The sequence below is a fragment of the Arthrobacter sp. Leaf234 genome (assembly GCF_001422665.1).
In the GTDB taxonomy this organism is placed as follows: Bacteria; Actinomycetota; Actinomycetes; order Actinomycetales; family Micrococcaceae; genus Arthrobacter_D.
Window position 1 is genome coordinate 1,451,586 of the sequence record NZ_LMLU01000001.1, and the last position, 25,090, is coordinate 1,476,675.

Here is a 25,090-nt window from a genome sequence, read left to right on the forward strand (position 1 = left end):
CCCCGGCGGGCGTCCCTTCGTCCGCACCGTCCGGTTCCTCCGGTCCTCCGACGCGGCGTGTCCTGTACCGACACGCCGGACCTGCCTCAGAACCCGGGAACGACGGCCAGGCCCGGCGGGAGGGCGGAGCCGCGGCTGCGGGGGTCCCGCCTCAGTGCTCCACCGACATGCTCCACCGACGTGCTCCGCTTACTCGCTCCGCCAGGAGTTCCAGAGCGAGGCGTACGCCCCACCGAGCGCCAGCAGCTCGTCGTGCGAGCCGAGCTCCGCGATGCGGCCCTCCTCCACCACGGCCACACGGTCGGCGTCGTGCGCGGTGTGCAGCCGGTGGGCGATCGCGACGACAGTGCGGCCCTCCAGGACCGCGTTCAGCGAGCGCTCCAGATCACGGGCGGCCTGCGGATCGATCAGCGACGTCGCCTCGTCCAGGACCAGCGTGTGCGGATCGGCGAGGATCAGCCGGGCCAGGGCGAGTTCCTGCGCCTGGGCCGGAGCGAGCTCGTAGGCACCGGAACCCACCTCGGTCTCCACGCCCTCCGGGAGCTGCTTGACCCAGTCCAGCGCCCCGACGCTGCGCAGCGCGTCCTCGATCTCGCCGTCGCCGGCGTCCGCGCGCCCGAGCCGCACGTTGTCGGACACCGAGCCCACGAAGACGTGGTGCTCCTGCGTCACGAGTGCCACCTCGCGCCGCAGGTCGTCGAGCGGCCGGTCCACGAGCGGCACGCCGCCCACGGTGACCGAGCCCGATGTCGGCGGGTGGATCCCCGCGATCAGGCGTCCCAGCGTCGACTTCCCGGCCCCCGACGGTCCGACGACGGCCAGGCGCTCCCCGCGCACCAGGGTCAGGTCCACCGCGTGCAGGACGTCGTGGCCGGGGCGGTAGGCGTAGCTGGCACCCGAGACCACGATGTCCTCGTCGACAGGCTCCGCCGTCGTCGCCCGGCGGTCCGGCTCGACGTCCTTGATGCCGACGATCCGCGCCAGCGAGGCAGCACCCACCTGGATCTCGTCGGTCCACATGATCAGCAGGTCCACGGGGTCGATGAGCCGCACCGCGAAGAGCGCGACGGCTGCCACCGCGCCCGGGGTCACGAGGCCCTGACCGGCGAGCCAGCCGCCCCACAGCAGCACCGCCGCGGCGGGCAGCCAGAAGGCGATGTCGGCGGCGGGGAAGAGCACGGAGCGCAGCCACAGCGTGTAGCGCTCGGCCCGGAAGCTCGACCCGAGGGCGTCGTCGAGGTCCTTGCGGCGCTGGCCCCCGAGGCTCAGCGCGTCCACGGTGCGCGCGCCCTCGATGGTCTCGGTGATGGTGCCGTTCACCACGGCGTACGTCTCGCGCTCACGCATGTAGCCGGCCGCGCTGCGCCTGAGGTACCAGCGTGTCGCCGGCCAGAGCAGCGGCAGCCCGACGAGGAGGGCGAGGGACAGCACGGGCGAGGTGACGACGGCGGCGCCGAGGGTCAGGACGATCGTCACGACGGACACGACGACCTGCGGTACGCCGAAGCGCACCGTGTGGGACACGGCGTCGATGTCGTTGGTGGTGCGGGCCACGAGATCGCCCGTCCCCGCTTTCTCGACGGTGGAGAGCGGAAGGGCGGTGACGTCCCGCAGGAAGTCCTCGCGCAGCTCCGCGAAGACACGCTCCCCGAAGACCATGCCCGAGCGGACGGCGAAGCGGCGGAGGACGGACTGGACGGCGAGGAACCCGAGCATGCCGAGCGAGACGGCCGCGACGAAGCCCGACGTCGTCCCCGCAGCGAGGGCGTCGATGAGGATACCGAGCAGCAGGGGCCCGGCGAGGCCCGCGACGGCCGACCCGACGTACAGGGCGATCACGGAACCGAGTCCCTTCCGGTGGTGCCGGATGAGGCGCGCCGCCTCGTCCCGCACCGTCCGGGGTGCGGCGACCGGGAGTTTCGCGGTGCTACTCACTGCGGATCACCACGTTCCTGTACTCGTCGTTGCGGGTCATGAGCTCCTTGTGCGTCCCCCGGTCCGTGACGCGCCCGTCCTCCATGAACAGGACGCGGTCCATCGTCCGCAGCACCAGGGGGCTCGCCGTCACCACCACGGTGGTCCGGCCCTCGCTCCGGCGTGCGCCGGCGAGGCGCGCGGCGATGCGCTGCTCGGTGTGGGCATCCACCGCGCTGGTCGGCTCCACCAGCACCAGGTTCTCCGCTTCGGTGAGATAGGCGCGTGCAAGGACGAGGCGCTGGCGCTGACCACCCGAGAAGCCCCTGCCACGCTCCGTGACCTCGTGGTCCAGCCCGCCCTCCAGCCCGTCGAGGATGTCCAGCGCGCTCGCCGCCTCGAGGGCGGCGAGGACCGCACCGTCGTCGTGCGTGCCGCGCGGGTCGAGCTGGGCACGGAGCGGACCGCTGAACAGGTGGGGGCTCGCTTCGCTGACGACGACACGCGCACGGATGTCGGCGAGCGGGACGTGCCGCAGGTCGGCGGCGCCCCAGCGCACGGTGGCCTCCTCGAGGACGGCGTCCTCGAAGCGGCCGAGGCGCGTGACGGCGTCGGTGGACTCGGCGGGTTCGCGGGAGACGACGGCGGTGAGCAGGCCGGGCTCGACGACGACGCCGGAGCGCTCGTCGACGAGGACGGACCCGGGCGGGGGCGCCGGGACGGTGGTCGCGCTCTCCGAGACGTTGGCGTCCACGGACAGCACGGCAATGATCTTGCGCGCGCCGACATGGGCGCGGATGAAGCGGGCCACGGAGTCCGCCGCTGCACGGACGGGGGTCATGAGGAAGATCGAGAAGCCGTAGAGGGCCACGAGTTCGCCCGGCGTGATGTCACCGGAGAGCACCAGGGACGCGCCGACCCAGGTGAAGACGACGCTGAAGGCACCGGCGATGAAGACCTGCGAGGCCTCGAGGTCCGCGAGGGAGTGTGCCACCCGGATGCCGGAGTCGCGGGTCGCGGCCGATTTCACGCGGTAGCGGTCGACGAAGATGTGCTCCCCGCCGATCCCGCGCAGCACGCGGAGACCGGCCACGGTGTCCGCGCCGACCGCCGTCATCCTGCCCGAGGCCTCGCGCTGCTCGCGTTGCCGCGCCTGCATGGGTTTCACCACGAACAGCAGCAGCGCGCAGCACACCGGGACGCCGATCAGCACCACGACGCCGAGGACGGCGGAGGTCTGCCAGATCAGGACGGTTACCACCACCCAGGCGGCGGCCGCCCCGGCCAGGCGGGTCAGGACCTCGTAGACCTCACCGAGCCGGAAGGCGTCCGAGGCCGCCGTCGAGACCACCTCGCCCGTCGAGAGTGCGGTGGGCAGGGCGTCCCCGGTCCGGGCGATCTTGTGGCCGACCAGGCGGACGGACCGGAAGGCCGCCTGCATCCAGTTGCTGACGCCGGCCCGGTGGGTCGCGGTGTCCGAGACCGCCTGCACCACCATGAGCCCGAGCAGTGCTGCTGCCCACCCGAGGAGCGCGCCTGCGTCCCCGCCGATCACGCCGTCGTCGATCGCCCTGCCGAGGACGAAGGGCATCACGGCCTGCGATGCCATCCAGACGGTGCCGAGGAGGATCCCCGCGGCGAGCGTCGCCTTCTGGAAGCCGCCCAGCCAGAGCAGGTAGCGCGCGGGGGAGCGCAGGTCCGGCTCGGAGGTCAGGGGATAGGGAAAAGCACGCACGAGGATCCATCCTAGACCGCGTCCGCACGAAGCGATAGGGATTTCCCAATCAGTTTTCGGGTCGCTGTGCCGGCAGTGATCCTCCTCATCGTCATTCGCTGTTCTACAGAGGTACGAAGTACCGTGGAGGGGTGTTGAAGACCGCGCTCAAGCCTCGATGGATCCTCATGCTGATCCTCGCGATGGCGATCGCCTCGGTCTTCGTGCTCCTCAGCCAGTGGCAGTTCACCTCCTCCCGCGAGGAGCCGCCGCCCGCACCGAGCACCACCGAGCAGGTCCGCCCTCTCACGGACGTGCTCCAGCCCCTCACCCCGCTCTACGCCACGGCCGCTGACCAGATGGTCTCGCTCGACGGCGAGTTCCTGCCCGGTACGCAGGTCCTCGTCCGGAACAGGCTCCTCGAGGGCGACGAAGGCTCCTGGGTGGTGCAGGGATTCGCCGTGACGCCGGCTGCGGGCGCATCCGACGCAGCTGCCTCGCCCGCGGAGTCCGCCTCCGGTGATACCGCCTCCGGCGACGCCGCGGCAGCAGGGGCTGCGGTCATACCCGTCGTGCTCGGCTGGGTGCAGGAGGACGGTGACGCTTCGGCGCTGCCGGAGCAGGAGGGACCTGCCTCCGTCGTCGGCCGGCTGCTCCCACCCGAGGCGCCCGAGGTGGAGCGACCCGTCGAGGGAGAGGTTCCCACGCTGTCCACGGCGGAGCTCGCGAATCTCTGGGACCTCCGGACCTACTCGGCCTTCGTCGTCGCCTCCGACGTGTCGGTGGGCGGTGCGGCGGTCCCGTTCGCTGCGGACATGGCCCGTGTCGTCGTCGGCCCGCAGCCACAGGAGACCCCCCTCAACTGGCTCAACATCTTCTACGCGATCGAATGGTTCGTCTTCGCCGGATTCGCCTTCTTCCTGTGGTGGCGGCTCGTCGCCGACGACCACCGCCGCATGCTCGAGGACGCGGCGGACGCCGCCGAGGAGGCCCGTGGCGCCCTCACCGAGGGCAGCCCCGGCGGCAGTTCCGAGAGCTTCGACGCCACCAGAACCACCACTCCTCACGAAAGCGGTGCCCACCGTGACTGAACCAGCACGCAACTCCTCCGCACGGACCACCGGGCGGTCCGCGCCGGCGAAGCAGAAGCGTCGGTTCGGCGGCACCCATGCGCAGATCCGCTCGGCCCTGAAGCTCTACAAGGTGCTGGCCTACGCCACCGGCGTGATGCTGCTCCTCGTGGTCGTCGAGATGGTGGCGAAGTACGGGTACGGCACGGAGATCGTCGCCGGGGGCGGGGCTCCGCTGCAGTTCCTGCCCGAGGTCGTCGCCGAGACCGCGGGCGGGTTCAATCTCTCGACGGCCGTCCTGATCGTGCACGGCTGGCTGTACGTGGTCTACCTCATCGCGGACTTCCGCCTGTGGCAATTCATGCGCTGGCCCTTCAGCCGCTTCATCCTCATCGCGCTCGGCGGTGTGGTCCCCCTGCTGTCCTTCGTCGTGGAGAAGCGGATCCATGCCCAGGCGGAGAAGGACCTCGCGGAGCACCCCGAGGCAGCGCCGCGCTACTGATCCTCCGACGGGCGCCCGTAGGTTCGCGTCGTCCCCGCCGTGACGACCGCAGGGACGGTCCGCAGCTCCCGTGGCCGGCGCGGCGACTGATGTGCGGCAGGGAAGTGCGCAGACTATTGTTGACGGGTGACTACCCCCGAGAACGGCTCCGAACACCGCCCTGTCCTCGTCGTGGACTACGGTGCGCAGTACGCCCAGCTGATCGCCCGGCGTGTCCGTGAGGCGGACGTCTACTCCGAGATCGTGCCGCACACCCTGAGCACGCAGGAGATCCTCGCGAAGAACCCCTCGGCCATCATCCTCTCCGGCGGTCCCTCCAGCGTGTACGCAGAAGGGGCGCCCAGGGTCGAGGCGGACCTGTTCGAGGCCGGTGTGCCCGTGCTCGGTATCTGCTACGGGTTCCAGGCCATGGCCAGCGTCCTCGGTGGCACCGTCGCGAAGACCGGGCTGAGGGAATACGGCTCGACGGACATCACCTCCGACGGAGTGTCCCGCTCCATCCTCGAGGGGACGCCCGAGCACCAGAACGCCTGGATGAGCCATGGCGACAGCGTGCAGGAGGCTCCCGAGGGCTTCGAGGTCCTCGCGAGCACGGCCGGTGCCCCCGTCGCCGCCTTCGCCAACGAGGCCCAGGGGCTGTACGGCGTGCAGTGGCACCCGGAGGTCAAGCACTCGCAGCACGGCCAGGCAGTCATCGAGAACTTCCTCTTCCGTGGTGCGCGCCTGGATCCGAACTGGACCACGCGCAACATCCTGGAGGAGCAGGTGGAGCGCATCCGTGAGCAGATCGGGGATGCGCGGGTGATCTGCGGTTTGTCCGGTGGGGTGGATTCGGCCGTGGCCGCGGCACTCGTGCAGCGCGCGGTCGGCGACCAGCTCACCTGCGTCTTCGTGGACCACGGGCTCCTGCGTGAGGGCGAGGCGGAGCAGGTCGAGCGCGACTTCGTCGCGGCCACGGGGGTCAAGCTCCACGTCGCCAACGAGCAGAAGCGCTTCCTCGAAGCGCTCGCCGGCGTCTCGGACCCGGAGACCAAGCGCAAGATCATCGGGCGTGAATTCATCCGTGCCTTCGAGGAAGCCGAGCGCGCGATCATGCGGGAGGCCGAGGCGGAGGGCGAGCCCATCCGGTTCCTCGTGCAGGGCACCCTGTATCCCGACGTCGTCGAATCCGGTGGCGGCGAGGGTGCAGCGAACATCAAGAGCCACCACAACGTGGGCGGGCTGCCGGAGGACCTGCAGTTCGAACTCGTGGAGCCCCTGCGCACGCTCTTCAAGGACGAGGTGCGGGCCGTCGGTGCCCAGCTGGGACTGCCGGCGGAGATCGTCGGACGACAGCCGTTCCCCGGCCCGGGTCTCGGGATCAGGATCGTCGGCGACGTCACGGAGGAGCGCCTCGCCCTCCTGCGCAAGGCCGACGCCATCGCGCGCGCCGAGCTCACGGCAGCCGGACTCGACAACGAGGTCTGGCAGATGCCGGTGGTCCTCCTGGCCGATGTCCGCAGCGTGGGCGTCCAGGGCGACGGACGGACGTACGGGCACCCGATCGTGCTGCGCCCCGTGTCGAGCGAGGACGCGATGACCGCGGACTGGTCGCGCCTGCCGTACGACCTCCTGGCGCGCATCTCCAACCGCATCACCAACGAGGTGGACGGCGTCAACCGCGTGGTGCTCGACGTGACGAGCAAGCCGCCGGGAACCATCGAATGGGAGTAAGCGGACCGGGGGATGGGGCCGGCCCCACTCCCGTCCGCCCGGGCCGCGTTGCTATCCGCGGGGTCCGTCCGCTTTTCGGATAGCTTGGAAGACATGCCCATCTGGTCGAGATCAGCTCGTGACAATGCAGGGAAGAAGGCCGCCGTGCCGGAGCAGGACCAGCGGGACGTGGCACGTACGCCGTCGGATCGCCAGCAGGACGCGGCGGGAGCATCGTCGCACGCCGCCGGAAGCACATCGGGTGTCGCCGGGGAACCGTCCGCCGACACGTCCGCGCAGGATTTCCTGGTGCCATGGCTGGAGGGCCTGGGCCCGCAGGCCGTCGGCAATACGCTGCTCCATTTCCGGCCGTCCGCCGGAACGAGTATCGACCTCACGCACGCGCATCCCTCCGGACTCGCCCAGCTCCTCGCCGGGCGGCGCACGCGCCTGTCCACCCTCCTGCGTGATCCCGTGCAGTACAGCGCGGCCAAGGCGGCGGCGCGGGCTCTGCGGGCGAAGATCTTCGAGCTCGGGACCGAGCGCGGCATCGACGTCGGCTACCTCGCCGCCGGCACGGCGTCGTGGCGCGCTGTCGACGGGTCCGGGCGTTCGGAGACGCTCAACGCCCCCGTCCTGCTCACCGCCGTGTCGTTGACGGTGCACCCCTCGCAGGACGACTACGAGCTGCAGATCACCGAACAGGCCCGGATGAATCCCGCGCTCGTCCGGCACCTCCGGAACCAGCAGGGACTCGACGTCGATCCGGGAGCCATCGCCCGCCTCGCCTACGGGACCGCACGGTTCGATCCGCACCCGGTCCTGGAGCGCATGCGCATCCTCGCCGACGGCGTGCGCGGCATGTCCGTGGAGCACCGCGTCCTGGTGTCCACCTTCGCGGACCTCGCCGGCGTCAAGGGAGATCCCGCCCTCCATCCGGACCACCCTGTGCTCTCGGCCCTCGTGGGAGCGGCCCGCGGTGACGAGGCCGCCGCGTCCGCCCTGAAGGGTGCGGCCGATGACCTCGCGTTCCCCGGCCCCGACGCGCGCGATCCCGGCCAGGAACTGCTGGTGCTCGATGCAGACCGGGCCCAGCAGGACGTTCTGGACCTCGTGGACGCCGAGGTCAGCCTGGCGGTCGCCACCCCTCCCGGGACAGGCCAGACGCAGACCGCCCTCAACGTCGCGGTGCGTGCCGCGGCCTCCGGTCGGCGGGTGGTCGTCGCGGCCGAGCGCCGTGGGACCCTCAACGAGTTCGTGCAGGACCTGGACGGGCTGGACCTCGGCTCCCTGGTGCTGCAGGTGGGCAGCCAGACGGGTCCCGCGCAGCTGCGCGAAGCGGTGATCCGCGCCCTGGTCCGCAACGAGAAGGCGGTCGAACCGCAGCTCGAGAGTCTGCACGCCACCCTGACCGGGCACCGGCACCAGCTGACGGAGCACGTCCGGAGCCTGCACAACGTGCGCAGCCGCTGGGGTTGCTCGCCCTATCAGGCCATGCAGTCCCTCGCGGGATTGACGGCGCTCGACCCGGCGCCGTCGACGACCGTCCGGCTCAAGCGCAGCGTCCTCGACTCGATCGCCAACCGGCAGGAACTCACGGAACGCCTTCGACGGGCAGCGGAACTCGGGAGTTTCAGCAAGGCCTCGACGGAGAGTCCCTGGTACGGGGCGCAGCTGCTCAACCGGAAGGAGACCGAGCACGCGCACGGGCTCGCCGAGCAGCTCTCGACCGAGCTCCCCGAGCTGCGCGGGAAGGTGCAGCGCGTCGCAGAGCACTCGCACATCACGCTGGGCGGAACGGTGCGGGAGTGGGGTGAGCAGCTCGAACTGCTCGTCGCCGTCCGCGAGAGCCTGGACAAGTTCACCCCGGACATCTTCGACCGACCCGTCACGGACCTCATCTCCGCGACGGCGCCCTCCTCCTGGCGCAAGGAGCGGGAGATCGAGATGAGCTCCATGACGCGGTCCCGGCTCCGGCGCGTGGCCAAGGAGTACATCCGGCCCGGCGTGCACATCTCGGACCTCCACACCTCCCTGCTCGAGGTCCAGCAGCAGCGCACGCTGTGGACACGGTACGCCCTCACCGAGCGTCACCCATCCGTCCCCACGGGACTGGCGGAGATCCACGCTTCCTATCGTGCTGTCGAGACGCGGCTCGCGGAACTGACCGGCATCCTCCGCCACACGGCGCGCCGACCCGATCTGGCAGGACTGGACCTCGACGGGCTGGAAGTGATCCTCGGCGACCTCGCTGCGGACCGGCAGACCCTCGAGACGCTGCCGGAACGGACGCTGCTCCTCGACGAGATGCGCGAGCAGGGCCTGGCCGATCTGCTCGACGATCTGGCGGAGCGGGAGATCGGCATGGACCGTGTGGGCTCCGAGCTCGAGCTGGCCTGGTGGCAGTCCGCCCTGGAAGCCATGATCAGTGGCGACGACTACCTGGCCATGTCCGACGGTGCGTCCCTCCGCACACTGGAGGCCGAGTTCCGCCTGGCGGACAACGCGCACATCGCCTCGGGACCGGCGCGCATCCGGTGGACGCTCGCGCAGCGGTGGCGAGCCGCGGTCGAGGATCATCCGGAGGACGCCGGCCGCCTCCGGCAGGAACTCAAGGACAGCACCCTGACCCTCGAGGCCTTCGCGGGCCTGCACCGGGATCTGGTCGCGGCCCTGCTGCCGGTGTGGGCCGTGAGTCCACTCACCATCCGCGGCGCGGTGCCCGAGGGCTACGGGTTCGATCTCGCCGTCGTCCTCGATGGTGAGTCGATGTCGCTGCAGAGCGCGGTGCCCTGCGTCGCACGGTCCCGCCAGGTCGTGGTGTTCGGCGACGACCGCCTCGCAGGGCCCAGCCGGTTCAGCATCGAGGTGCAGTCGGCCGATCGGGCGTCCGCGCTCGAGCCCCTGCCCAGTGCCTTCGATGCGCTCCGCGGCGTCCTGCCCGTCCGGGGTCTGACGGAGATCTACCGCGGGATCGATCGCAGCCTCGACACCTACCTCAGCGAGGCCTTCTACGACGGGAAACTCTCCCGCCTCCCGCAGGCGTCCGAGGTCACCGGCGAGGGGCGCGGACTGGTGGTCGAGTACCTGCCCAACGGCACCGGCATGCCGAGTTCGGAGCACGACGGCGTGGAGAGCGTGGCCGTCGAGGTGAACCGCGTGGTGGAACTGGTCTTCGAGCACATCCGCCACCGCCCCAGCTTCTCGCTCGCCGTCGTCACGGCGAGTGCCCGGCATGCGGCACGCGTGGGGGAGGCCATCCGCCTGCAGATGGCGGAGTTCCCCTGGGCGGCGGAGTTCTTCACGCCGGGCAGGGAAGCGTTCCGCGTGGTTCCCGTCGAGCGGGCAGGGGGACTGGTGCGGGACGACATCATCTTCTCGCTGGGCTTCGGGCGCACCCCCCACGGCCGCGCCCTGCATTCCTTCGGTCCCCTGTCCGCTCCCGACGGGCGGCGCAACTTCGTCATGGCGATGACCCGCGCCCGGCGACTCCAGCACGTCCTGACCTGCTTCCAGCCGGCGGACCTGGATCCCGAGCGGCTCACCGCGGGGGCCCTGGACTTCTTCGAACTCCTGCAGCGCGAGCTCGGTGACGGCGGGCATCAGGGGACGGCTGCATCGCAGAGCAACGAGGATCCGCTGGTGGCCGATCTGGTGGACCGCCTCCGGCACCGCGGGGCTCACGTCTGGGACCACTACGCCGGTGTCCTCGACATCGTCGCCGTGCGGCCCGCGGACATCGCCGCCGACGGCAGTGCGGCGAGCATGCAGGACGAGCAGCCCGCGCCGCTGGCCATCGAGTCCGACGGGACGGAGCGCTACGGCGCGATGTCCGTGCGCGAGCGCAGCAGGCTGCGTCCGCAGGTCCTCGAGCGCATGGGCTGGCGCTACCTGCCGCTGTGGACCATCGAGGTCTTCACCGATCCGGACGGATGCGCCGAGCGGGCAGCGTCGGTCATCGGACTGCCGCCGCGGGACGCGTCCGACCAGCCCGGAACACGGAAGGACACCGCGAGGATGCGACAGGACGAGCAGCACCCGGCCCGCGGTACCGCGGTGGGACGCGCGGGTGACGAGACGGAGACCTCCGCCGACGTCCTGCCGAAGCTCGCGGCGGAGGATGACGCGCGGTCATGGGGTGACGCCGAGGGTGACCACGACGAGTGGTTGAAGGAGCAGCGCCCGCCGCACTGGGGCTGAGGCAAGGCGGCATCGGGCGTGGTCCAGGGGCGACGGCGTCCACCCGGTCATGGAGCCGTCAGCACCAGATGGACGTCGCCGGCGCTCGACGAGCCGGCGAGGTCGAGAGCGGTCTGGGGAGATGCCGCCACCACGACGAGTCCGGCCTCGTCGCCCGCTCCGGGCCAGCCGCCCACGTCGCCGCCCGCGTCCGTCCAGAGCACGGCGACGGATCGCGCGAGGACCGTCGATCCAGCGGCGGACTCGTACCCGTCACCCGTCCGCAGGATGACGTCGACCAGTTGCCCCGGCGCGAGGAGTCGCACCACGGCGGGATCGGCCGGTCGGAGGGGCACCGCGACCGTCCCGGGCGGGGTGCCGGTGAGGAGTCCCTCGCCGATCAGCGACGTCCGGGACACCGGCGCACCCAGTGACACCGGCGCGGCGACCTGTCGACCCAGGACCTGCGTGGTGGTGGTGGCAGCGCCGACGGCGAGTGCTTCCTCGGGCAGGCGGACGACGGCGATGTCCGCATCCGTGAGGACCGTGCCGACGGCGAGATCCCGCGTTGCCGTGACCACCGCCGTCGTCGGGTAGTCCTGACCCACCGCCGCTTCCACGGCCACGCCTGCCGCCGCACAGAACAGCAGCGCCGCGAAGAGCCTCTTGTGTCGGTGCACGCTCCTGCGGAGACGATAGCGGAGGCGATAGCGGAGGGGTGGGCCCTGGGGGCGGCCGGAGCGGTCCATGTACCGACCGTAGGCGGGATGGTCCCGAGGCGGTGGTGCGTGCCGGGCTATGTGGGCAACGGAGGCTACGCGCCGATGCGGAGGTTGTGCAGGCAGCGTGCGGACATCGTGCAGGCAGGCCCGCCATGCCGGGCGGTGCGCGCGCGTGACGGGAAGCCGGGGAGAGCAGGTGGTACGGACACGCGGCCGGTCGATGCCGCGGTGCCGGTGCGTCAGGTCAGGAGGCCGCTGCGGTCCCGCCGCCGGACGAGGAGGCCGCCGGCTTCGCGGTCTGCGTCGCCTTCGAGGACGAGGACGAGGACGAGGAGGTCGAAGCGGACGAGTCCGGGGTGGAGGACGTCGAGGAGGACGGTGCCGCCGTCGTCCCGGCGTCCGTGCTCGTCGCGGTCGAGCGGGAGTCGTTGCGGTAGAAGCCCGACCCCTTGAAGACCACGCCCACGCTGTTGAACTTCTTGCGGAGCGCTCCGCCGCAGGCAGGGCAGACCGTCAGTGAGTCGTCCGTGAACGACTGCTGGATGTCGAAGGCGTGGCCGCAGTCCTTGCAGGCGTAGGCGTACATGGGCATGGAGTTCCTCCTGGCGAGCGTCGTGGTCCCCGGATGGCTCGGTGCGACTGTCGCTGGCACTCTCCGGGGGCGAGTGCCAGTCTACACCGCTGCACCCGACTGCCGGACGTACAGCGGCCCGTCCGCGGTGAAGATCCCGTCGAGCCGCTGGTCATGGGGCTCGACCGGGATGACGCCGTCGGCCAGCACCTCCGAGCGGTAGACGACACCCCACCGCGGGACGGCTGACGGCACCTCGGCCAGGAAGCGATCGTAGTAGCCGCCGCCCTGTCCGACGCGGTGCCCGGAGCGGTCGACGCCGAGGGCCGGAACGAGGATCAGTCCGACGCCGGCGAGATCCCCGAAGGCCCGTCGCGGCCCGACGGGCTCCAGCACCGGGGCGCGGACGGAGCGCTCCAGTGCGATGTCAGGGGACCACAGCACCCAGGACAGGCGGTAGCCGGGATAGCAGACGGGCAGGACGACGTCGATCCCACGGGCCCGGAGTTCGGCGAGGAGGGGAGCGGTGTCGGGTTCGGGGTCGCCGGCGAGGTAGGCCGTGACCAGGGGGCGCGGTCCTGGACGGGCCCCGGCACCGTGCAGCAGCCCGTCGGCGTGATCCGCCACCACACGCGCGAGGTCCACGGACTGTGCGCGCCGGTCGCCGGGCTCGAGGTCGGCCCGTGCGGTCCGGAGCGCGGAGCGCAGCCTGGCCTTGGCCGTATCACCTGGGAGAAGCGTCATTCCACCATTGTGCTCATCCAACCGGCGATCGGCCGCCTGTTATGTAGTGTGGTGCCATGACTTTGCGATCACGCGTGACGAAGGCCGTTATCCCTGCGGCCGGCCTGGGGACCCGCTTCCTTCCTGCAACCAAGGCGATGCCAAAGGAAATGCTTCCCGTCGTGGACAAGCCCGCCATCCAGTACGTGGTCCAGGAGGCCGTCGACGCCGGCCTCTCGGACGTCCTGATGATCACGGGGCGGAACAAGCGGGCGCTCGAGGACCACTTCGACCGCGTCCCCTTCATCGAGCAGACACTCGAGGCCAAGGGGGACCACGAGAAGCTGGCCGCCGTCCGCCGTCCGTCCGAGCTCGGTGACATCCACTACCTCCGGCAGGGTGACCCGAAGGGTCTCGGCCATGCGGTGCTCCGTGCCAAGCTGCACGTGGGGGACGAGCCGTTCGCCGTCCTCCTCGGTGACGACCTGATCGACGAGCGTGACGCCCTCCTCGAGACCATGATCGAGGTGCAGGCGAAAACGGGTGGATCGGTCATCGCCCTGATCGAGGTGGATCCCGAGCAGATCAGCGCGTACGGCTGCGCCGACATCACGGGTATCGACGGCGAGGACCACGTCCGGGTGAACCAGCTCGTCGAGAAGCCGGCGGTGGAGGATGCGCCGTCCAACCTGGCCGTGATCGGCCGTTACGTGCTGCACCCGCGCGTCTTCGACGTCCTCGAGACGACGGCCCCGGGACGCGGGGACGAGATCCAGTTGACCGACGCCCTGCAGACCCTCGCCGCCGCCGAGGGCGAAGGGTCAGGCGTGTACGGAGTGGTCTTCCGCGGTCGCCGCTACGACACCGGGGACAAGCTCAGCTACCTGAAGGCCGTGGTGACGCTGGCCTCCGAGCGCGAGGACCTCGGCCCCGATCTCCGCGCCTGGATCAAGGACTTCAGCTCGACCATCTCGGACTAGCACGCCATGTGGTCGGCGCTCGGCTGGCCTGTGACGCTCAGGACCGGGTCCCTGGTCCTGAGGCCCATCCGCCATCGGGACAAGGCAACCTGGACGGCGCTGCGCCATCGCAACGCGCGCTGGCTGGCGCCGTGGGAGGCGTCGAATCCGGACCCGGAGGGGTTCCTCCCCACCTACCACCAGATGGTGCGGTCCCTGACCGCGCAGGCCCGGGCTGGTTCCTCCCTGCCGTTCCTCATCACCGAGCAGGAGCCCGGCTCGCGCGATGCGCGGCTCGTCGGACAGCTGACGGTCTCAGGCATCACGTGGGGTTCGGCCATGTCGGCGACGCTGGGGTACTGGGTGGATTCCGCCCGCGCCGGCCGGGGGCTGGCTCCGACGGCGGTGGCTCTCGCCACCGACTTCTGTTTCAGGGACCTGGGCCTGCACCGTATGGAGATCAACATCCGCCCGGAGAACCGCGCCAGCCTGAGGGTCGTCGAGAAGCTGGGATTCCGCGATGAGGGGCTCCGCCCGCGCTACCTGCACATCGCCGGGGAGTGGGCCGATCACCGGAGTTTCGCGCTGACGGAGGAGGAGGTCCCGCGGGGACTACTGATGCCGTGGCTGGAAACCCTGCGGTCCCGGGGCCAGTAGGGCGCCGTCGAATTCCCCGGGCAGCATATTAGGGCCCGACACACCGGTCCCAATGCTGCACGGAGGACCCGAAAGCTCCTACCGTTCTGAGTGTGGTCTTCTCCCTGGATAGCTCGTTGGTGCTCGTCGCGATCGTCGGTCTCTGGCTCGTCTGGGTGGCGCCCTTCCTCCTCCGGAGAGCTGTGCCGGACCTCGCTGCACACCCCCTCCCCGTGACGAAAGCCGGGACGACACGTTCCAGGAAGACCGTGATGACGATGAGCGCGTTTCAGGATGACCGGCACCGCGGCCAGGGAGCGCCCCAGGCCGACTTCGCAGGAACCACCGCAGGCACCACCATGGGCGCCTTCGCGGACTCCGACGGCGCCGCCCGGTCGGCCCGCGTGGGACTCGGCTCCGTCCACTGGGGCCGCCTCTGCGTGGCCCTGGTCGGCGCACTCGCACTCCTGTCCGTCCCCGTCACGCTCGTGCTGACGGTGCTCGGTCTCGTTCCCGTGGCGACGCCCCTGATCGGCGTCGCAGTGGTCGCGGCCGCCGTCGTGACCCTGAGGACACTCACCCTCCGCAGTCGGCGTGCGCGGGTGGACCGTGCTTTCGCCGAGGCCATGGCTCCCGTCCGCCCCGATGCTGCCGTGACGGCACCTGCGGCGTCCGTCGTTCCCGCTCCGCGACGTCCGACCGCCCTGTTCGACGCCGACGAGACGCAGGTCCGCGTCCTGACGGCGATGGAGCTGCGGACCGCCGCCCTCGCCGTCGCGCACGGGTCGACCGTCGTCGACATCCGGCCGGAGGCCGAGGAGGCCGAGGGCTCCGTTCTCCCGGAGAACGAGCGCACGACGGGTGCCGCGTGGGCTCCGGTCGAACTGCCCCGCCCCACCTACGTGGACGCGGCCAAGGTCGAGCGCCAGGCGCCCGCGCCGCTCGACCTTCCCGAGGCGCCGAAGCCGTCGTCGAGGACGCCGATCAAGGCGGCCGAAGCGGCGGCCCGGTCCGCCGAGGCCCCGGACCCTTCCGCGGATCGTGCACCGGCCACCGGACGGATCAACCTCGATGACGTGCTGCAGCGACGGCGCGCCTGACCGGTGCCGGGACCAGCGGGTGGTCGCCTCCGCGGCCCGTGCCTGCGTTAGCCGGATCGCGGCCGGCGCGTGAGGGCCCGCGATGTGCGGATCACCCGCGAGCAGGGGACGCTGGTGCTCCTGGGTTCCGAGGTGCCGGGAGACATCCTGCGTGACCTCCTGGCGGACCGTGGCTGGGACCTTCGTTCGTGGCAGCCGGGATCCCTCCATCACCGACCCGGCGCCGGGGTGACGGGTGTGTTCCCGATCGAGGTCGTCGCGTCTGTCGCCCCCGGCCACCGCGGCGGTCCCCGCCCGACGCCGGCCCCGGGGTACGCCTGCATCACCTCCTGCACCCTCCGGGAGCCGGGTGAGGAGGTCCGGGTGATCCACCGGCGCGACGCGGACACGCTCTTCGCATGGATCCATCCGGCCGATCCCCGTGTGCCGGGACTGCCGCTCGCACTCGACGTCGGACGGGCCACCACGCTGGCGTTCGGCAGCAGCTACGACCCACGCGACACCGTGCTCGACCTCCGCAGCTACCGGCCCCTCCGCCGTGCCGTCGTCCACGTGCAGAACGGAGAGGACCGCCGGTACCTCAAGGCACTCCGGCGCAACGCCGCAGCACCCCTGGCGGAGCGCCACCGGCTCCTGCAGGAGGCGGGGGTACCGGCTCCTGTGCTCGACGGTGAGCCCGTCCAGGACGTCATCGCGATGCGTCCGGCGACGGGCAGGCCGCTCGCCGATCTCCTGATGACCGACGGAGCCGCAGAGGTGGACCCGCACGCGCTGGTCCGGGTCCTCACGTCGCTGCCGGCAGCGGTGATGTCCCTGCCTGTCCGCGCACCGTGGTCCGCGAGGGTGCTCGACTACGCCGAAGGCGCCGTGGCCGCCCTCCCCTCGGAGGCGGACCGAATCCGGAGGGTCGCCGCCGGCATCGATGGCGCCGTCCGGTCCACCGCGGCGGGCCCGCTGGTTCCCACGCACGGGGACTTCTACGAGGGGAACCTGCTGATCCGCGACGGTCTCGTGTCGGGGCTGCTCGACGTCGACGCGCTGGGGCCAGGTCGGCTCGTCGACGACCTCGCGTGCTTCCTCGGACACCTGGCCGTCCTGCCGGGACTCCACGAGGGCTACACGGAGGTTCCGGAGGCACTGCTGCGCTTCACCGATGCCTTCGAGCGCCACGTCGACCCGGCAGCCCTGCGCAGCCGAGCCGCGGCGGTCAGCCTCACGCTGGTCGCCGGCGCACGGCGACGGGCCGCGTCGGTGGCCGGGGAGGGCGCGGGGACGGCAGCGGGCACGGAAGCGGGCACGGAAGCAGGGACCGGAGCGGGGATCGGGACAGGTACGCCCTCCGGGAGGTACCCCGTGCCGGACGAGGGGCTGGGCGAGGCCGGATCGCGCTTGGCGGTGGCGGAACGCTTCCTCTCCGAGGCCGAGGACCTGGGAGCGCGGCGCCGCGGCGGGACGACCTGACGCCCGCAGGAGCCGTCCCTGCATCCCGTGGGCGGCAGGGGCCCGTCGGCCGACGGGACGAGGGCTGCCCGGTCAGGCCTGCGCCCGGGTGACCTTGGTGTCCATCTGCAGGACCGGTGTCCCGTCCGCCTCCTCGAGGTCCAGTCGGACGGAGACGCCGATGCCGGCCAGGGACGTGAGGTGCGTGCCGCCGCAAGGGATCTCGGCGCGCTCGCCCGGCAGGTCGCACACCCAGTAGCGGCGATCGGTCAGGCCGCCGCCGTCGCTGCGGATACTGATGGGAGCGCGTGTCGCCGTCCACGCGGCGAGCGTCTCGTTGACGGTCGCCGCGATCGCCGCCGGGTCGAGGTCCTCGACGCCGAAGCCCTTCCGCCGGAGCGACTTGCCCAGCCGGTAGCGGTCCCGGGAACCGAACGCGCCGATCACGGTGGTGTCGATCGCGAGGGCGTCGAAGTTCGGGGCGCCGAGGGCATCCACGGTGACGTCCTTCTTCCACCGGCCGGCGAGGGCCCGGTTCAGGGCGAGGGACGCCAGGTGGCAGCCCGTATGGCCCGCGGACACGGCGGCACGGTGCGTGGCGTCGACGCGCACCACGACGTCGTCACCCTCCGCGGGTGTCGACTCCGAGGCCAGGACATGCACGACGACGAACGCCCAGCCCTCGGTCCCCTTCCGGACCGGCGACTCGGCGCCGAGATGGAGGGTGGTGCCGTCGGTGGCTCCGACCACGCAGTCGCTCACCTCCCACACGCTCCCGGCGCCCGCCAGCACGCCGCGGTCCGGTCCCTGGTCAGGCCAGGCGGAGTCGACGGGATGGAAGGCCGTGGTGTCGAGCAGGACCACCCGCCGGCCGTCGTCGCGCATCTCGACGTGCAGCACGCGCGCCGTCGAGTCGACGGCGCCGGAGGGGTAGGTCACGAGCGTGTCGTGGCGGGGGAGGGTCATCGGAGCTCCTGGAGGGGTGGGCGGCGGCGCGGGTGCGTCGCGACGGTCGGGGAAGCGCGCGTCAGGCGCTGGGCGGCTGCTGTACCAGCCGCTCGAGAAGGGGTTCGGTGCGGTAGGGGATGTGCTCGTGCAGGGCGAGCACCGTCTCGGTGCGGATGACGCCCTTGATCCGCAGGACGGAGCGCAGCGCCACCTGCAGCTGGTGGGTGTCGGTGGCTGCGACGCGGCACCAGACGTCGCCGCGACCGGAGATCTCGTGCACCTCGAGTACCTGGTGGAGGGTCCTCAACCCGGCGATCACACCGTCGAGCTCGCGGTGCGCGACCTCGATGGTGATGAAGGCGACGACGTCGTAGCCGAGCGCCTCGAGGTCGAGCTCCCGGCCCCCGGGGCGGAGCGCCCCCGCGCGCAGCAGCCGGCGCATGCGGGCCTGGGCCGTGTTCCGGGCCACCCCGAGCAGGTCGCTCAGCTCGCTGACCTGCGCCCGGGGGTCACGGACCAGCTCGAGCAGCAGGCGCAGATCGAGGGTGTCCAGCTTGCTCATGTAGCTCACTTCCCGTCAGTCGCCGGCGTCCCCGTTGCGCACGCCGCTCAAAAACCGATGCAGCGACATCACAGGGAGTGCAGTGGACCTCATCCTATAGAAGTCCGGGCAGACCGCTGCCCCGGGAGGCGCCTACGCTGGGCGCGTGTGCGCGAGGAGAAGTGGTGGGATGAGCGTCATCAACGAGCTGCGGATGAGACCGGCGACGGTCGAGCGCCGCAGCTGGGATGCCTCGCTGGCGGTCCGCCTCGGGCTCGCCGTGACGGTGATCTCCACCCTCCTCATCGGCGCGAACCTCGCCACGCCGATCTATCCGCTCATCCAGGCGGACCTCGGCCTGACGCCCTTCGCCGTCACCGTGGCCTTCGCCTCCTATGTCCTCGCGCTGATCACCGGTCTCGTCCTCGCGGGCCACTGGTCGGACCACATCGGCCGGCGGGCGGCGCTCGTCGTGGCCGTCGTCCTCGGGCTGCTGGGAGCCGCGCTGTTCGCGGCCGCGACCTCGCTGCCCATGCTCGCTGCCGGTCGGGTGCTCCAGGGTGCGGCCGTCGCCCTCGCCACCGGTGCCAGTGCGGCGGCCCTGCGCGATCTGCTGCCCTCCCGGCCCGACTGGGCGTCGCGCTTCACCCTGATGGCCTCCGCCGGGGGAGTGGCCGCGGGTCCGGTGATCGGCGGCCTGCTCTCCCTCCTGCCCGCACCGACCCGGACGCCCTTCGTGATCTACCTCGGGGTCCTGGCCACGCTGCTCATCCCCCTCGTGCTGCTGCGTGCGCGCCCGGCCGTGAAACCGGCCGCCGGGGACAATCCGCTCGCGGTACTCCGGCCGCGCCGACCGGCGGTGTCGGCAGAGGCCCGGCGGGCGTTCTGGACGGCCTCGAGCGTCGGCTTCCTCAGTTTCGCGGTCTTCGGATTCACCCTCAGCCTGGCTCCCACCTGGTTCGCGGACATCGCCGGCACGCAGTCGCGCCCACTGATCGGGCTCCTCGCGGCGCTCGTGCTCGGGTCCTCGGCCGTCAGCCAGCTGCTGTCGCCGCGCGGACGCTTCGTCGTCCCGGTGGGACTCGCCGGGATGGCGCTCGGTGTCGGCCTGCTCCCTGCGGCCCAGTCGACCGGCAGCCTCCCGCTGCTGGTCGGGGCCTGCGTGGTCGCCGGATTCGGACAGGGCATGGCCTTCCGGGTGGTGTTCAACGAGGTGTCCGTCCGCGTCGACCCGGCGCACCACGCGCAGACCATCAGCGCCGTGTACGTCATCACCTACCTGGGCAGCGCTGTCCCCGTGCTCGGGCTCGGCGCCGCAGCGGGCAGCTGGGGGCTCACAGCGTCCGTGACGGTGTTCGCGGTGCTGGTGGCCGCGGTCTGCGCCGTCCTCGCCGTGGTGTCCCTCGCGGTACGCCTGCGGCGACCCCGCTGACCCTTAGGGTCCGGGAGCCACCGGTGCCCGGGACGGGTCGGCAGCCTGCCGGGGCGACGGGGCACCCCACCGCGGCTTTGTAGGCTGTAGCCATGCCTGACATCCCCAACGCCCCCTCCACCCCCCAGTCGTCGGGCCCGGGGGAGGCCGGCCCTTCGGCGGAGCCGACCACGTCCCTGGTCGTGGGACTGGACATCGGTGGCTCCAAGACCCACGGAGCGCTCTGGGCCGACGGCGTGCTCGTCGGCGAGGCACGAGCGGGCAGCGCCAACGTGCAGAACGTGACGCCCGACGATGCCGCGCGGAACCTGGCGGAGCTGTTCCTGGAGCTCACGCCGGCCGGAGGCGCGGACGTGGCGCAGGTCGTCGCAGGCTCCGGGGGAGTGGACACCGCGGAGGACGCCGAACGGCTGAGCGGGCTGATCCGTCCGCACGCCCCCGGCGCCGCCATCGACGTCGTGCACGACACGCGGCTCATCCTGGCGGCCGGCGGTGCCAGGACCGGCATCGCCGTCATCGCCGGCACGGGCTCCGTCGCCTGGGGCGTCGACGGGGACGGCCGGGAAGCCCGCTCGGGGGGCTGGGGATATCTCCTCGGGGACGAGGGCAGCGGCTACTGGGTGGCCCGCGAGGCCGTGCGGCGGACCCTGCACCGCCACGACGCCGGTCAGCAGCCCGACGACCTCGATGCCGCGGTCCTCGCACTCAACGGGGTCGCCACGCCCACCGAACTCATCGGGCTGTTCCATTCGGGTGCCGGGCGGACCTACTGGGCTGCGCAGTCGCGTGCCGTGTTCGACGCCGCACGGACCGGTCACACGGAGGCCGGTGGCATCATCGACCGCGCGGCGGAGGACCTCACGCAGCTCGTGCTCGACGTCGTCGACGTCATCGGGCTGCCGGGTCCCGTCGTCCTCGGGGGCGGGCTCGCGATGCACCAGCCCGACCTCCAGGCGCGCCTCCGGCACCGGTTCTCCGACCGCGGCATCGATGACGTCGTCTTCCTCGACCGGGACCCCGTGATGGGCGTGCAGTTCCTCGTCGCGGACGGCGGCCGGGCCGGGCGCTGACCCGCGGCAGCCGACGGACCGCCCGCAAACCCGTCATCGGGCCGCCGGGCCCGCCGTGGCGCGGGTGCCGACGTAATGGACCCGTGACCCATATGCGGTCTTGTCCGCTCCGAAGTCAGGGTTAGACTCAGAACTTCCGACAGCTTGAACTGACCGCTGCGCGCCCCGCCCAGTGACCATCCAGACGGCAAGCCGGACCCGTACCTCGTGCGGACCCGCGGGCGCAGCCCGGCCGAGAAGCTCCTGCCCGGAAAGGCACAGCTGCCATGACATCCCTAGAGCAATCGTCCGGCCCGCTCCCCATGATCCGGTTCAACGGCATCACCAAGACCTACGACGGCGGCCGACCCGCCGTCGACGACCTGAGCATGGACATCGACCGGGGCAGGATCACGGTCTTCGTGGGACCGTCCGGCTGCGGCAAGACCACGTCGCTGCGCATGATCAACCGCATGGTCGAGCCCACGTCGGGCACCATCCTCCTCGACGGGCAGGACGTCGCCCTGCAGAAGGCCGCCGAACTCCGCCGCTCCATGGGCTACGTCATGCAGTCCTCCGGTCTGATGCCGCACCGCTCGGTCATCGACAACATCGCGACCGTCCCCCGCCTGAACGGGGTGCCCCGGGCGGAAGCGCGGGCGCGCGCGACGGAACTGCTCGACGTCGTCGGCCTCGCGTCGGAGCTCGGGCGCCGCTACCCCGGGCAGCTCTCCGGCGGCCAGCAGCAGCGCGTCGGCGTGGCGCGCGCCCTCGCCGCTGACCCTCCCGTGCTGCTCATGGACGAGCCGTTCAGCGCCGTGGATCCCGTGGTCCGTGCGGAGCTGCAGGAGGAGCTGCTGCGCCTGCAGCGGGACCTGGCCAAGACCATCGTCTTCGTGACCCACGACATCGACGAGGCGACGATCCTCGGCGACAAGGTCGCCGTCTTCGCCGTCGGGGGCCGCCTCGCGCAGTTCGCTGCGCCCGAGGAGATCCTCCGAGCGCCCGTCGACGACTTCGTCGCCGGCTTCGTGGGGCGGGACCGCGGATTCCGGCACCTCTCCTTCCAGCAGGGGGACCACGTCACGGTGCATCCGATCGAGACCATCGAGGTGGATCAGCTCGCGGATCCGACGGTGTCGGTGCGGTCGGCGTGGACGCTCCTCGTCGACGCCGACGGACGCCCCCACGGCTGGGTCCCGCAGGCCACCCGCGGCAGCATCGCCACGCAGGCCGACGCCGTGCCGGGAGGATCGCTCTACACCCGCGGCGACACGCTCCGCCGAGCGCTGGACGCCGCCCTCTCGTCGCCGTCGGGCCTCGGGGTGGCGGTCGACGACGACGGGCGCGCGATCGGTGTCGTCCGGGCCGCCGAGGTCTTCGAGCTCATCGAGCGCGCCCGCCTCGACCGCGGACGCGCCGACCACAACACGGCGGTGTAGGGATGGACTGGGTCCAGGGAATCGTCGAGTACATCCCCGCCAACGCGGCCCTGCTGCGTGAGCTCACCGGGAACCACCTCGTCCAGTCGATCCTGCCGATCGTGTTCGGGGTCCTCATCGCCGTGCCCCTCGCGCAGATCGCCCGCCTCAACCAGCCGGCGGGTGCCGTCATGCTGACGGCGTCGTCGCTCCTGTACACCATCCCGTCGCTGGCGATGTTCGTCTTCCTGCCCCTCGTGCTCGGCACGAGCATCCTCAGCATGGTGAACGTCGTCGTCGCCCTGACCATCTACGCGGTCGCGCTGCTCATGCGCTCCACGGTCGACGCGCTGAACTCGATCGACGACGGCGTCCGGCAGGCCGCCGTCGCGATGGGCTACACGCCCCTGCGCCGGTTCCTGACCGTCGACCTGCCCCTGTCCGTGCCGGTCCTCATCGCGGGCGTGAGGGTCATCTCGGTCACCAACATCTCGATGGTGAGCGTGGGCGCGCTGATCGGGGTGCCGAGCCTCGGCCGCCTCTTCACCGACGGCCTCACGCGAAACTATCCCGAGCAGATCGCCGTCGGGATCCTCGTGACGCTGTTGCTCGCCCTGGTGCTCGATCTCCTTCTCGTGCTGCTGGAGCGGGGCCTCACACCTTGGACGCGCGCCACCCCGGCCCGCACCGCCCGGGCTGCGGCCCTCGAGGCGAGGACGGTGGCCGCCTGATGGACTACTCGAGCAGCAACCTCTTCGTCCAGATGGGCGAGTGGCTGTCCGACCCCGTGAACTGGAGCGGCTCCCGCGGGATCCCGATGCGCGTCCTGGAGCATTTGGGCTACGTGGGCCTGACCATGCTGATCGCCTGCGCCATCGCCATCCCGCTCGGCCTGTTCGTCGGGCACACCGGCCGTGGCCGGGTGCTGATCGTCTCGGGCATCGGCATCCTCCGGGCGCTCCCCACCCTCGGCATGGTGTTCCTCTTCGCCCTGCTCTTCTACCGGGGGGTGCTGCCCTCGGTCTGGGCCCTCGTGCTGCTGGCCGTGCCACCGGTGCTCAGCGGCGTGTACGCCGGGATCTCCTCGGTGAACCGCACCGTGGTCGACGCCGCCCGCAGCATGGGGCTGACCGAGCGGCAGATCCTCTTCCGGGTGGAGGTGCCCAACGGTCTCCAGGTGATGATCGGCGGCGTCCGCGCCGGGATCCTGCAGGTGGTCGCGACCGCGACGGTGGTCGCCTACGCGAAGGCGGACGGCCTGGGGGTGTTCCTCGTGGAAGGGACACAGATCAACGACAACGGCCGACTCTTCGGGGGAGCCGTGATCATCGCGGTCCTCGCGATCGCCGTCGACGGCCTGATGGCCCTCATCCAAAAGTTTGCGATCTCGCCGGGGCTGCGGGCCCAGCAGCCGCCCGCGGGACCGCTGAAGGAATCTGGCCGGCAAGAGGCCGTAGCCAGTGCACAAGGAGGAACAACATGAAGAACCTGTCACACCCGCGCGCCGCTCGGCGCGCCATGATGGGACTGGCCGGCGGCCTGACGGCCATGCTGGCGTTGACTGCCTGCGGTGCCAACAGCGACCCCCAGGGGGAGACAGAGAGCGCAGGGCCCGAAGGGTCCATCGTTGTCGGCTCAGCTGATTTCCCGGAGAGCCAGATCATCGCGGAGCTCTACGCAGGTGCGCTGAATGCCGCCGGCGTCGAAGCGACCACCAAGCCGAACATCGGTTCGCGCGAGATCTACTACCAGGCCATGGAGGACGGCTCCATCAACGTCATCCCGGAGTACAGCGGGAACCTCCTGCTGCTCGCCGACACCGAGGCGACGGCCGCCTCGGCCGAGGAGATCATGGCGGCCCTTCCCGACGCCCTCGCGGCCAAGTCCCCGGATGCGGACCTCGGTGTCCTCGAGCCCAGCGAGGCCGAGGACAAGGACGCGCTCGTCGTCACGGCGGCCACGGCCGAGGAGTACGGGCTGGAGTCCATCGCCGACCTCGCCGAGGTCTGCGGCGAGATCACCCTCGGTGCGCCGAGCACCTTCCAGGAGCGCTCGTACGGTCTGCCGGGCCTGAAGGAGAAGTACGGCTGCGAGCCGGGCAGCTTCGAAGCGCTGAACGACGGCGGCGGTGAGCTGACGCTCCAGGCGCTCCTCAACGACGATGTCCAGGTGGCCGACATCTACACGACGACGCCGTCCATCGAGGACAACGACCTCGTGGTGCTCGAGGATCCCGAGAACAACTTCATCGCCCAGCAGGTCCTCCCGCTCATCAACACCGGGACGGTGAGCGAGGAGGCACAGGACGTCCTCAACGAGGTGTCGGCGCAGCTGACCACCGAGGACCTGCTGTCCCTGAACCGCGAGGTCAGCGGCGAGGAGAAGCGCAGCCCAGCTGACGCCGCCGCCGACTGGCTGGCCGACAAGGGTCTCGCCGGCTAGCCCGGGAGCTTCCTGCCCGTGGACAGCAGGGGCCC

21 protein-coding genes are annotated in these 25,090 nt (G+C 71.4%); 14 read left to right on the top strand and 7 right to left on the bottom strand.

Features of this window, described 5'->3' with window-relative positions; all coding sequences use genetic code 11:
• Nucleotides 1–189: 189 nt before the first annotated feature.
• Together ASF21_RS06830 and ASF21_RS06835 are read right to left on the bottom strand one after the other, a co-directional pair.
• On the bottom strand, nucleotides 190–1,935 hold the full coding sequence (locus ASF21_RS06830; protein ID WP_055768438.1) for an ABC transporter ATP-binding protein: 1,746 nt from the start codon (nucleotides 1,933–1,935) through the stop codon (nucleotides 190–192).
• Nucleotides 1,928–3,649, bottom strand: a complete 1,722-nt coding sequence (locus ASF21_RS06835) for an ABC transporter transmembrane domain-containing protein (protein WP_055768441.1) — start codon at nucleotides 3,647–3,649, stop codon at nucleotides 1,928–1,930. Before ASF21_RS06835 ends, ASF21_RS06830 begins: the two co-directional genes overlap by 8 nt.
• 131 nt (nucleotides 3,650–3,780) lie before the next feature.
• On the opposite strand from ASF21_RS06835, the gene ASF21_RS06840 reads away from it, so the two are divergent.
• The 4 genes from ASF21_RS06840 (at nucleotide 3,781) to ASF21_RS06855 (ending at nucleotide 11,092) form a co-directional block, all read left to right on the top strand.
• On the top strand, nucleotides 3,781–4,719 hold the full coding sequence (locus ASF21_RS06840; protein ID WP_235498675.1) for an SURF1 family protein: 939 nt from the start codon (nucleotides 3,781–3,783) through the stop codon (nucleotides 4,717–4,719).
• The gene (locus ASF21_RS06845; RefSeq protein ID WP_055768444.1) at nucleotides 4,712–5,200 is read left to right on the top strand and encodes a DUF3817 domain-containing protein; all 489 of its coding nucleotides are present in this window, start codon (nucleotides 4,712–4,714) and stop codon (nucleotides 5,198–5,200) included. The genes ASF21_RS06840 and ASF21_RS06845 overlap by 8 nt, the downstream gene beginning before the upstream one ends.
• A gap of 126 nt (nucleotides 5,201–5,326) precedes the next feature.
• Nucleotides 5,327–6,913 (top strand): glutamine-hydrolyzing GMP synthase, encoded by a 1,587-nt coding sequence (gene guaA / locus ASF21_RS06850; protein WP_055768447.1) that lies wholly within the window; start codon nucleotides 5,327–5,329, stop codon nucleotides 6,911–6,913.
• 93 nt (nucleotides 6,914–7,006) lie between these two features.
• Nucleotides 7,007–11,092 (top strand): DUF4011 domain-containing protein, encoded by a 4,086-nt coding sequence (locus tag ASF21_RS06855; RefSeq protein ID WP_055768448.1) that lies wholly within the window; start codon nucleotides 7,007–7,009, stop codon nucleotides 11,090–11,092.
• Nucleotides 11,093–11,139: 47 nt separating this feature from the next.
• On the opposite strand, the gene ASF21_RS06860 is transcribed toward ASF21_RS06855, so the two are convergent.
• From ASF21_RS06860 to ASF21_RS06870, 3 genes are all read right to left on the bottom strand, one after another.
• On the bottom strand, nucleotides 11,140–11,751 hold the full coding sequence (locus ASF21_RS06860; protein ID WP_235498676.1) for an RcpC/CpaB family pilus assembly protein: 612 nt from the start codon (nucleotides 11,749–11,751) through the stop codon (nucleotides 11,140–11,142).
• A 286-nt stretch (nucleotides 11,752–12,037) separates the two neighbouring features.
• On the bottom strand, nucleotides 12,038–12,385 hold the full coding sequence (locus ASF21_RS06865) for an FmdB family zinc ribbon protein (protein WP_055768454.1): 348 nt from the start codon (nucleotides 12,383–12,385) through the stop codon (nucleotides 12,038–12,040).
• Between the two features lie 81 nt (nucleotides 12,386–12,466).
• Nucleotides 12,467–13,108, bottom strand: a complete 642-nt coding sequence (locus ASF21_RS06870) for a 5-formyltetrahydrofolate cyclo-ligase (protein ID WP_055768457.1) — start codon at nucleotides 13,106–13,108, stop codon at nucleotides 12,467–12,469.
• A gap of 56 nt (nucleotides 13,109–13,164) precedes the next feature.
• Here ASF21_RS06870 and galU point away from each other — a divergent pair, with 56 nt between their 5' ends.
• The 4 genes from galU to ASF21_RS06890 all read left to right on the top strand — a co-directional run bounded on the left by galU (nucleotide 13,165) and on the right by ASF21_RS06890 (nucleotide 17,243).
• Nucleotides 13,165–14,067, top strand: a complete 903-nt coding sequence (galU, locus tag ASF21_RS06875; protein ID WP_055768460.1) for a UTP--glucose-1-phosphate uridylyltransferase GalU — start codon at nucleotides 13,165–13,167, stop codon at nucleotides 14,065–14,067.
• 6 nt (nucleotides 14,068–14,073) lie between these two features.
• The gene (locus ASF21_RS06880; protein WP_055768463.1) at nucleotides 14,074–14,703 is read left to right on the top strand and encodes a GNAT family N-acetyltransferase; all 630 of its coding nucleotides are present in this window, start codon (nucleotides 14,074–14,076) and stop codon (nucleotides 14,701–14,703) included.
• Between the two features lie 92 nt (nucleotides 14,704–14,795).
• A complete protein-coding gene (locus ASF21_RS06885; protein ID WP_162237517.1) occupies nucleotides 14,796–15,782 on the top strand; it encodes a hypothetical protein in 987 nt (328 codons plus the stop codon).
• Between the two features lie 84 nt (nucleotides 15,783–15,866).
• Nucleotides 15,867–17,243 carry a phosphotransferase gene (locus ASF21_RS06890; RefSeq protein WP_055768469.1) on the top strand — a complete coding sequence of 459 codons (1,377 nt, stop codon included), beginning with the start codon at nucleotides 15,867–15,869 and terminating at the stop codon, nucleotides 17,241–17,243.
• A 72-nt stretch (nucleotides 17,244–17,315) separates the two neighbouring features.
• Here ASF21_RS06890 and ASF21_RS06895 read toward each other — a convergent pair whose 3' ends face one another.
• Nucleotides 17,316–18,188, bottom strand: a complete 873-nt coding sequence (locus ASF21_RS06895) for a hypothetical protein (RefSeq protein WP_055768472.1) — start codon at nucleotides 18,186–18,188, stop codon at nucleotides 17,316–17,318.
• A gap of 61 nt (nucleotides 18,189–18,249) precedes the next feature.
• Nucleotides 18,250–18,732 carry an Lrp/AsnC family transcriptional regulator gene (locus tag ASF21_RS06900; protein WP_200914776.1) on the bottom strand — a complete coding sequence of 161 codons (483 nt, stop codon included), beginning with the start codon at nucleotides 18,730–18,732 and terminating at the stop codon, nucleotides 18,250–18,252.
• A gap of 169 nt (nucleotides 18,733–18,901) precedes the next feature.
• On the opposite strand from ASF21_RS06900, the gene ASF21_RS06905 reads away from it, so the two are divergent.
• The 6 genes from ASF21_RS06905 (at nucleotide 18,902) to ASF21_RS06930 (ending at nucleotide 25,055) form a co-directional block, all read left to right on the top strand.
• A complete protein-coding gene (locus ASF21_RS06905) occupies nucleotides 18,902–20,143 on the top strand; it encodes an MFS transporter (RefSeq protein WP_055768478.1) in 1,242 nt (413 codons plus the stop codon).
• A 92-nt stretch (nucleotides 20,144–20,235) separates the two neighbouring features.
• Nucleotides 20,236–21,213: an N-acetylglucosamine kinase gene (locus tag ASF21_RS06910; RefSeq protein WP_082471286.1), complete on the top strand. Its 978-nt coding sequence runs from the start codon at nucleotides 20,236–20,238 to the stop codon at nucleotides 21,211–21,213.
• 302 nt (nucleotides 21,214–21,515) lie between these two features.
• On the top strand, nucleotides 21,516–22,634 hold the full coding sequence (locus tag ASF21_RS06915) for an ABC transporter ATP-binding protein (RefSeq protein ID WP_055768481.1): 1,119 nt from the start codon (nucleotides 21,516–21,518) through the stop codon (nucleotides 22,632–22,634).
• A gap of 2 nt (nucleotides 22,635–22,636) precedes the next feature.
• On the top strand, nucleotides 22,637–23,344 hold the full coding sequence (locus tag ASF21_RS06920; RefSeq protein ID WP_082471287.1) for an ABC transporter permease: 708 nt from the start codon (nucleotides 22,637–22,639) through the stop codon (nucleotides 23,342–23,344).
• Nucleotides 23,344–24,096 (top strand): ABC transporter permease, encoded by a 753-nt coding sequence (locus tag ASF21_RS06925; protein WP_200914777.1) that lies wholly within the window; start codon nucleotides 23,344–23,346, stop codon nucleotides 24,094–24,096. Before ASF21_RS06920 ends, ASF21_RS06925 begins: the two co-directional genes overlap by 1 nt.
• Nucleotides 24,093–25,055, top strand: a complete 963-nt coding sequence (locus ASF21_RS06930; protein WP_055768484.1) for an ABC transporter substrate-binding protein — start codon at nucleotides 24,093–24,095, stop codon at nucleotides 25,053–25,055. Before ASF21_RS06925 ends, ASF21_RS06930 begins: the two co-directional genes overlap by 4 nt.
• Nucleotides 25,056–25,090: the final 35 nt, after the last annotated feature.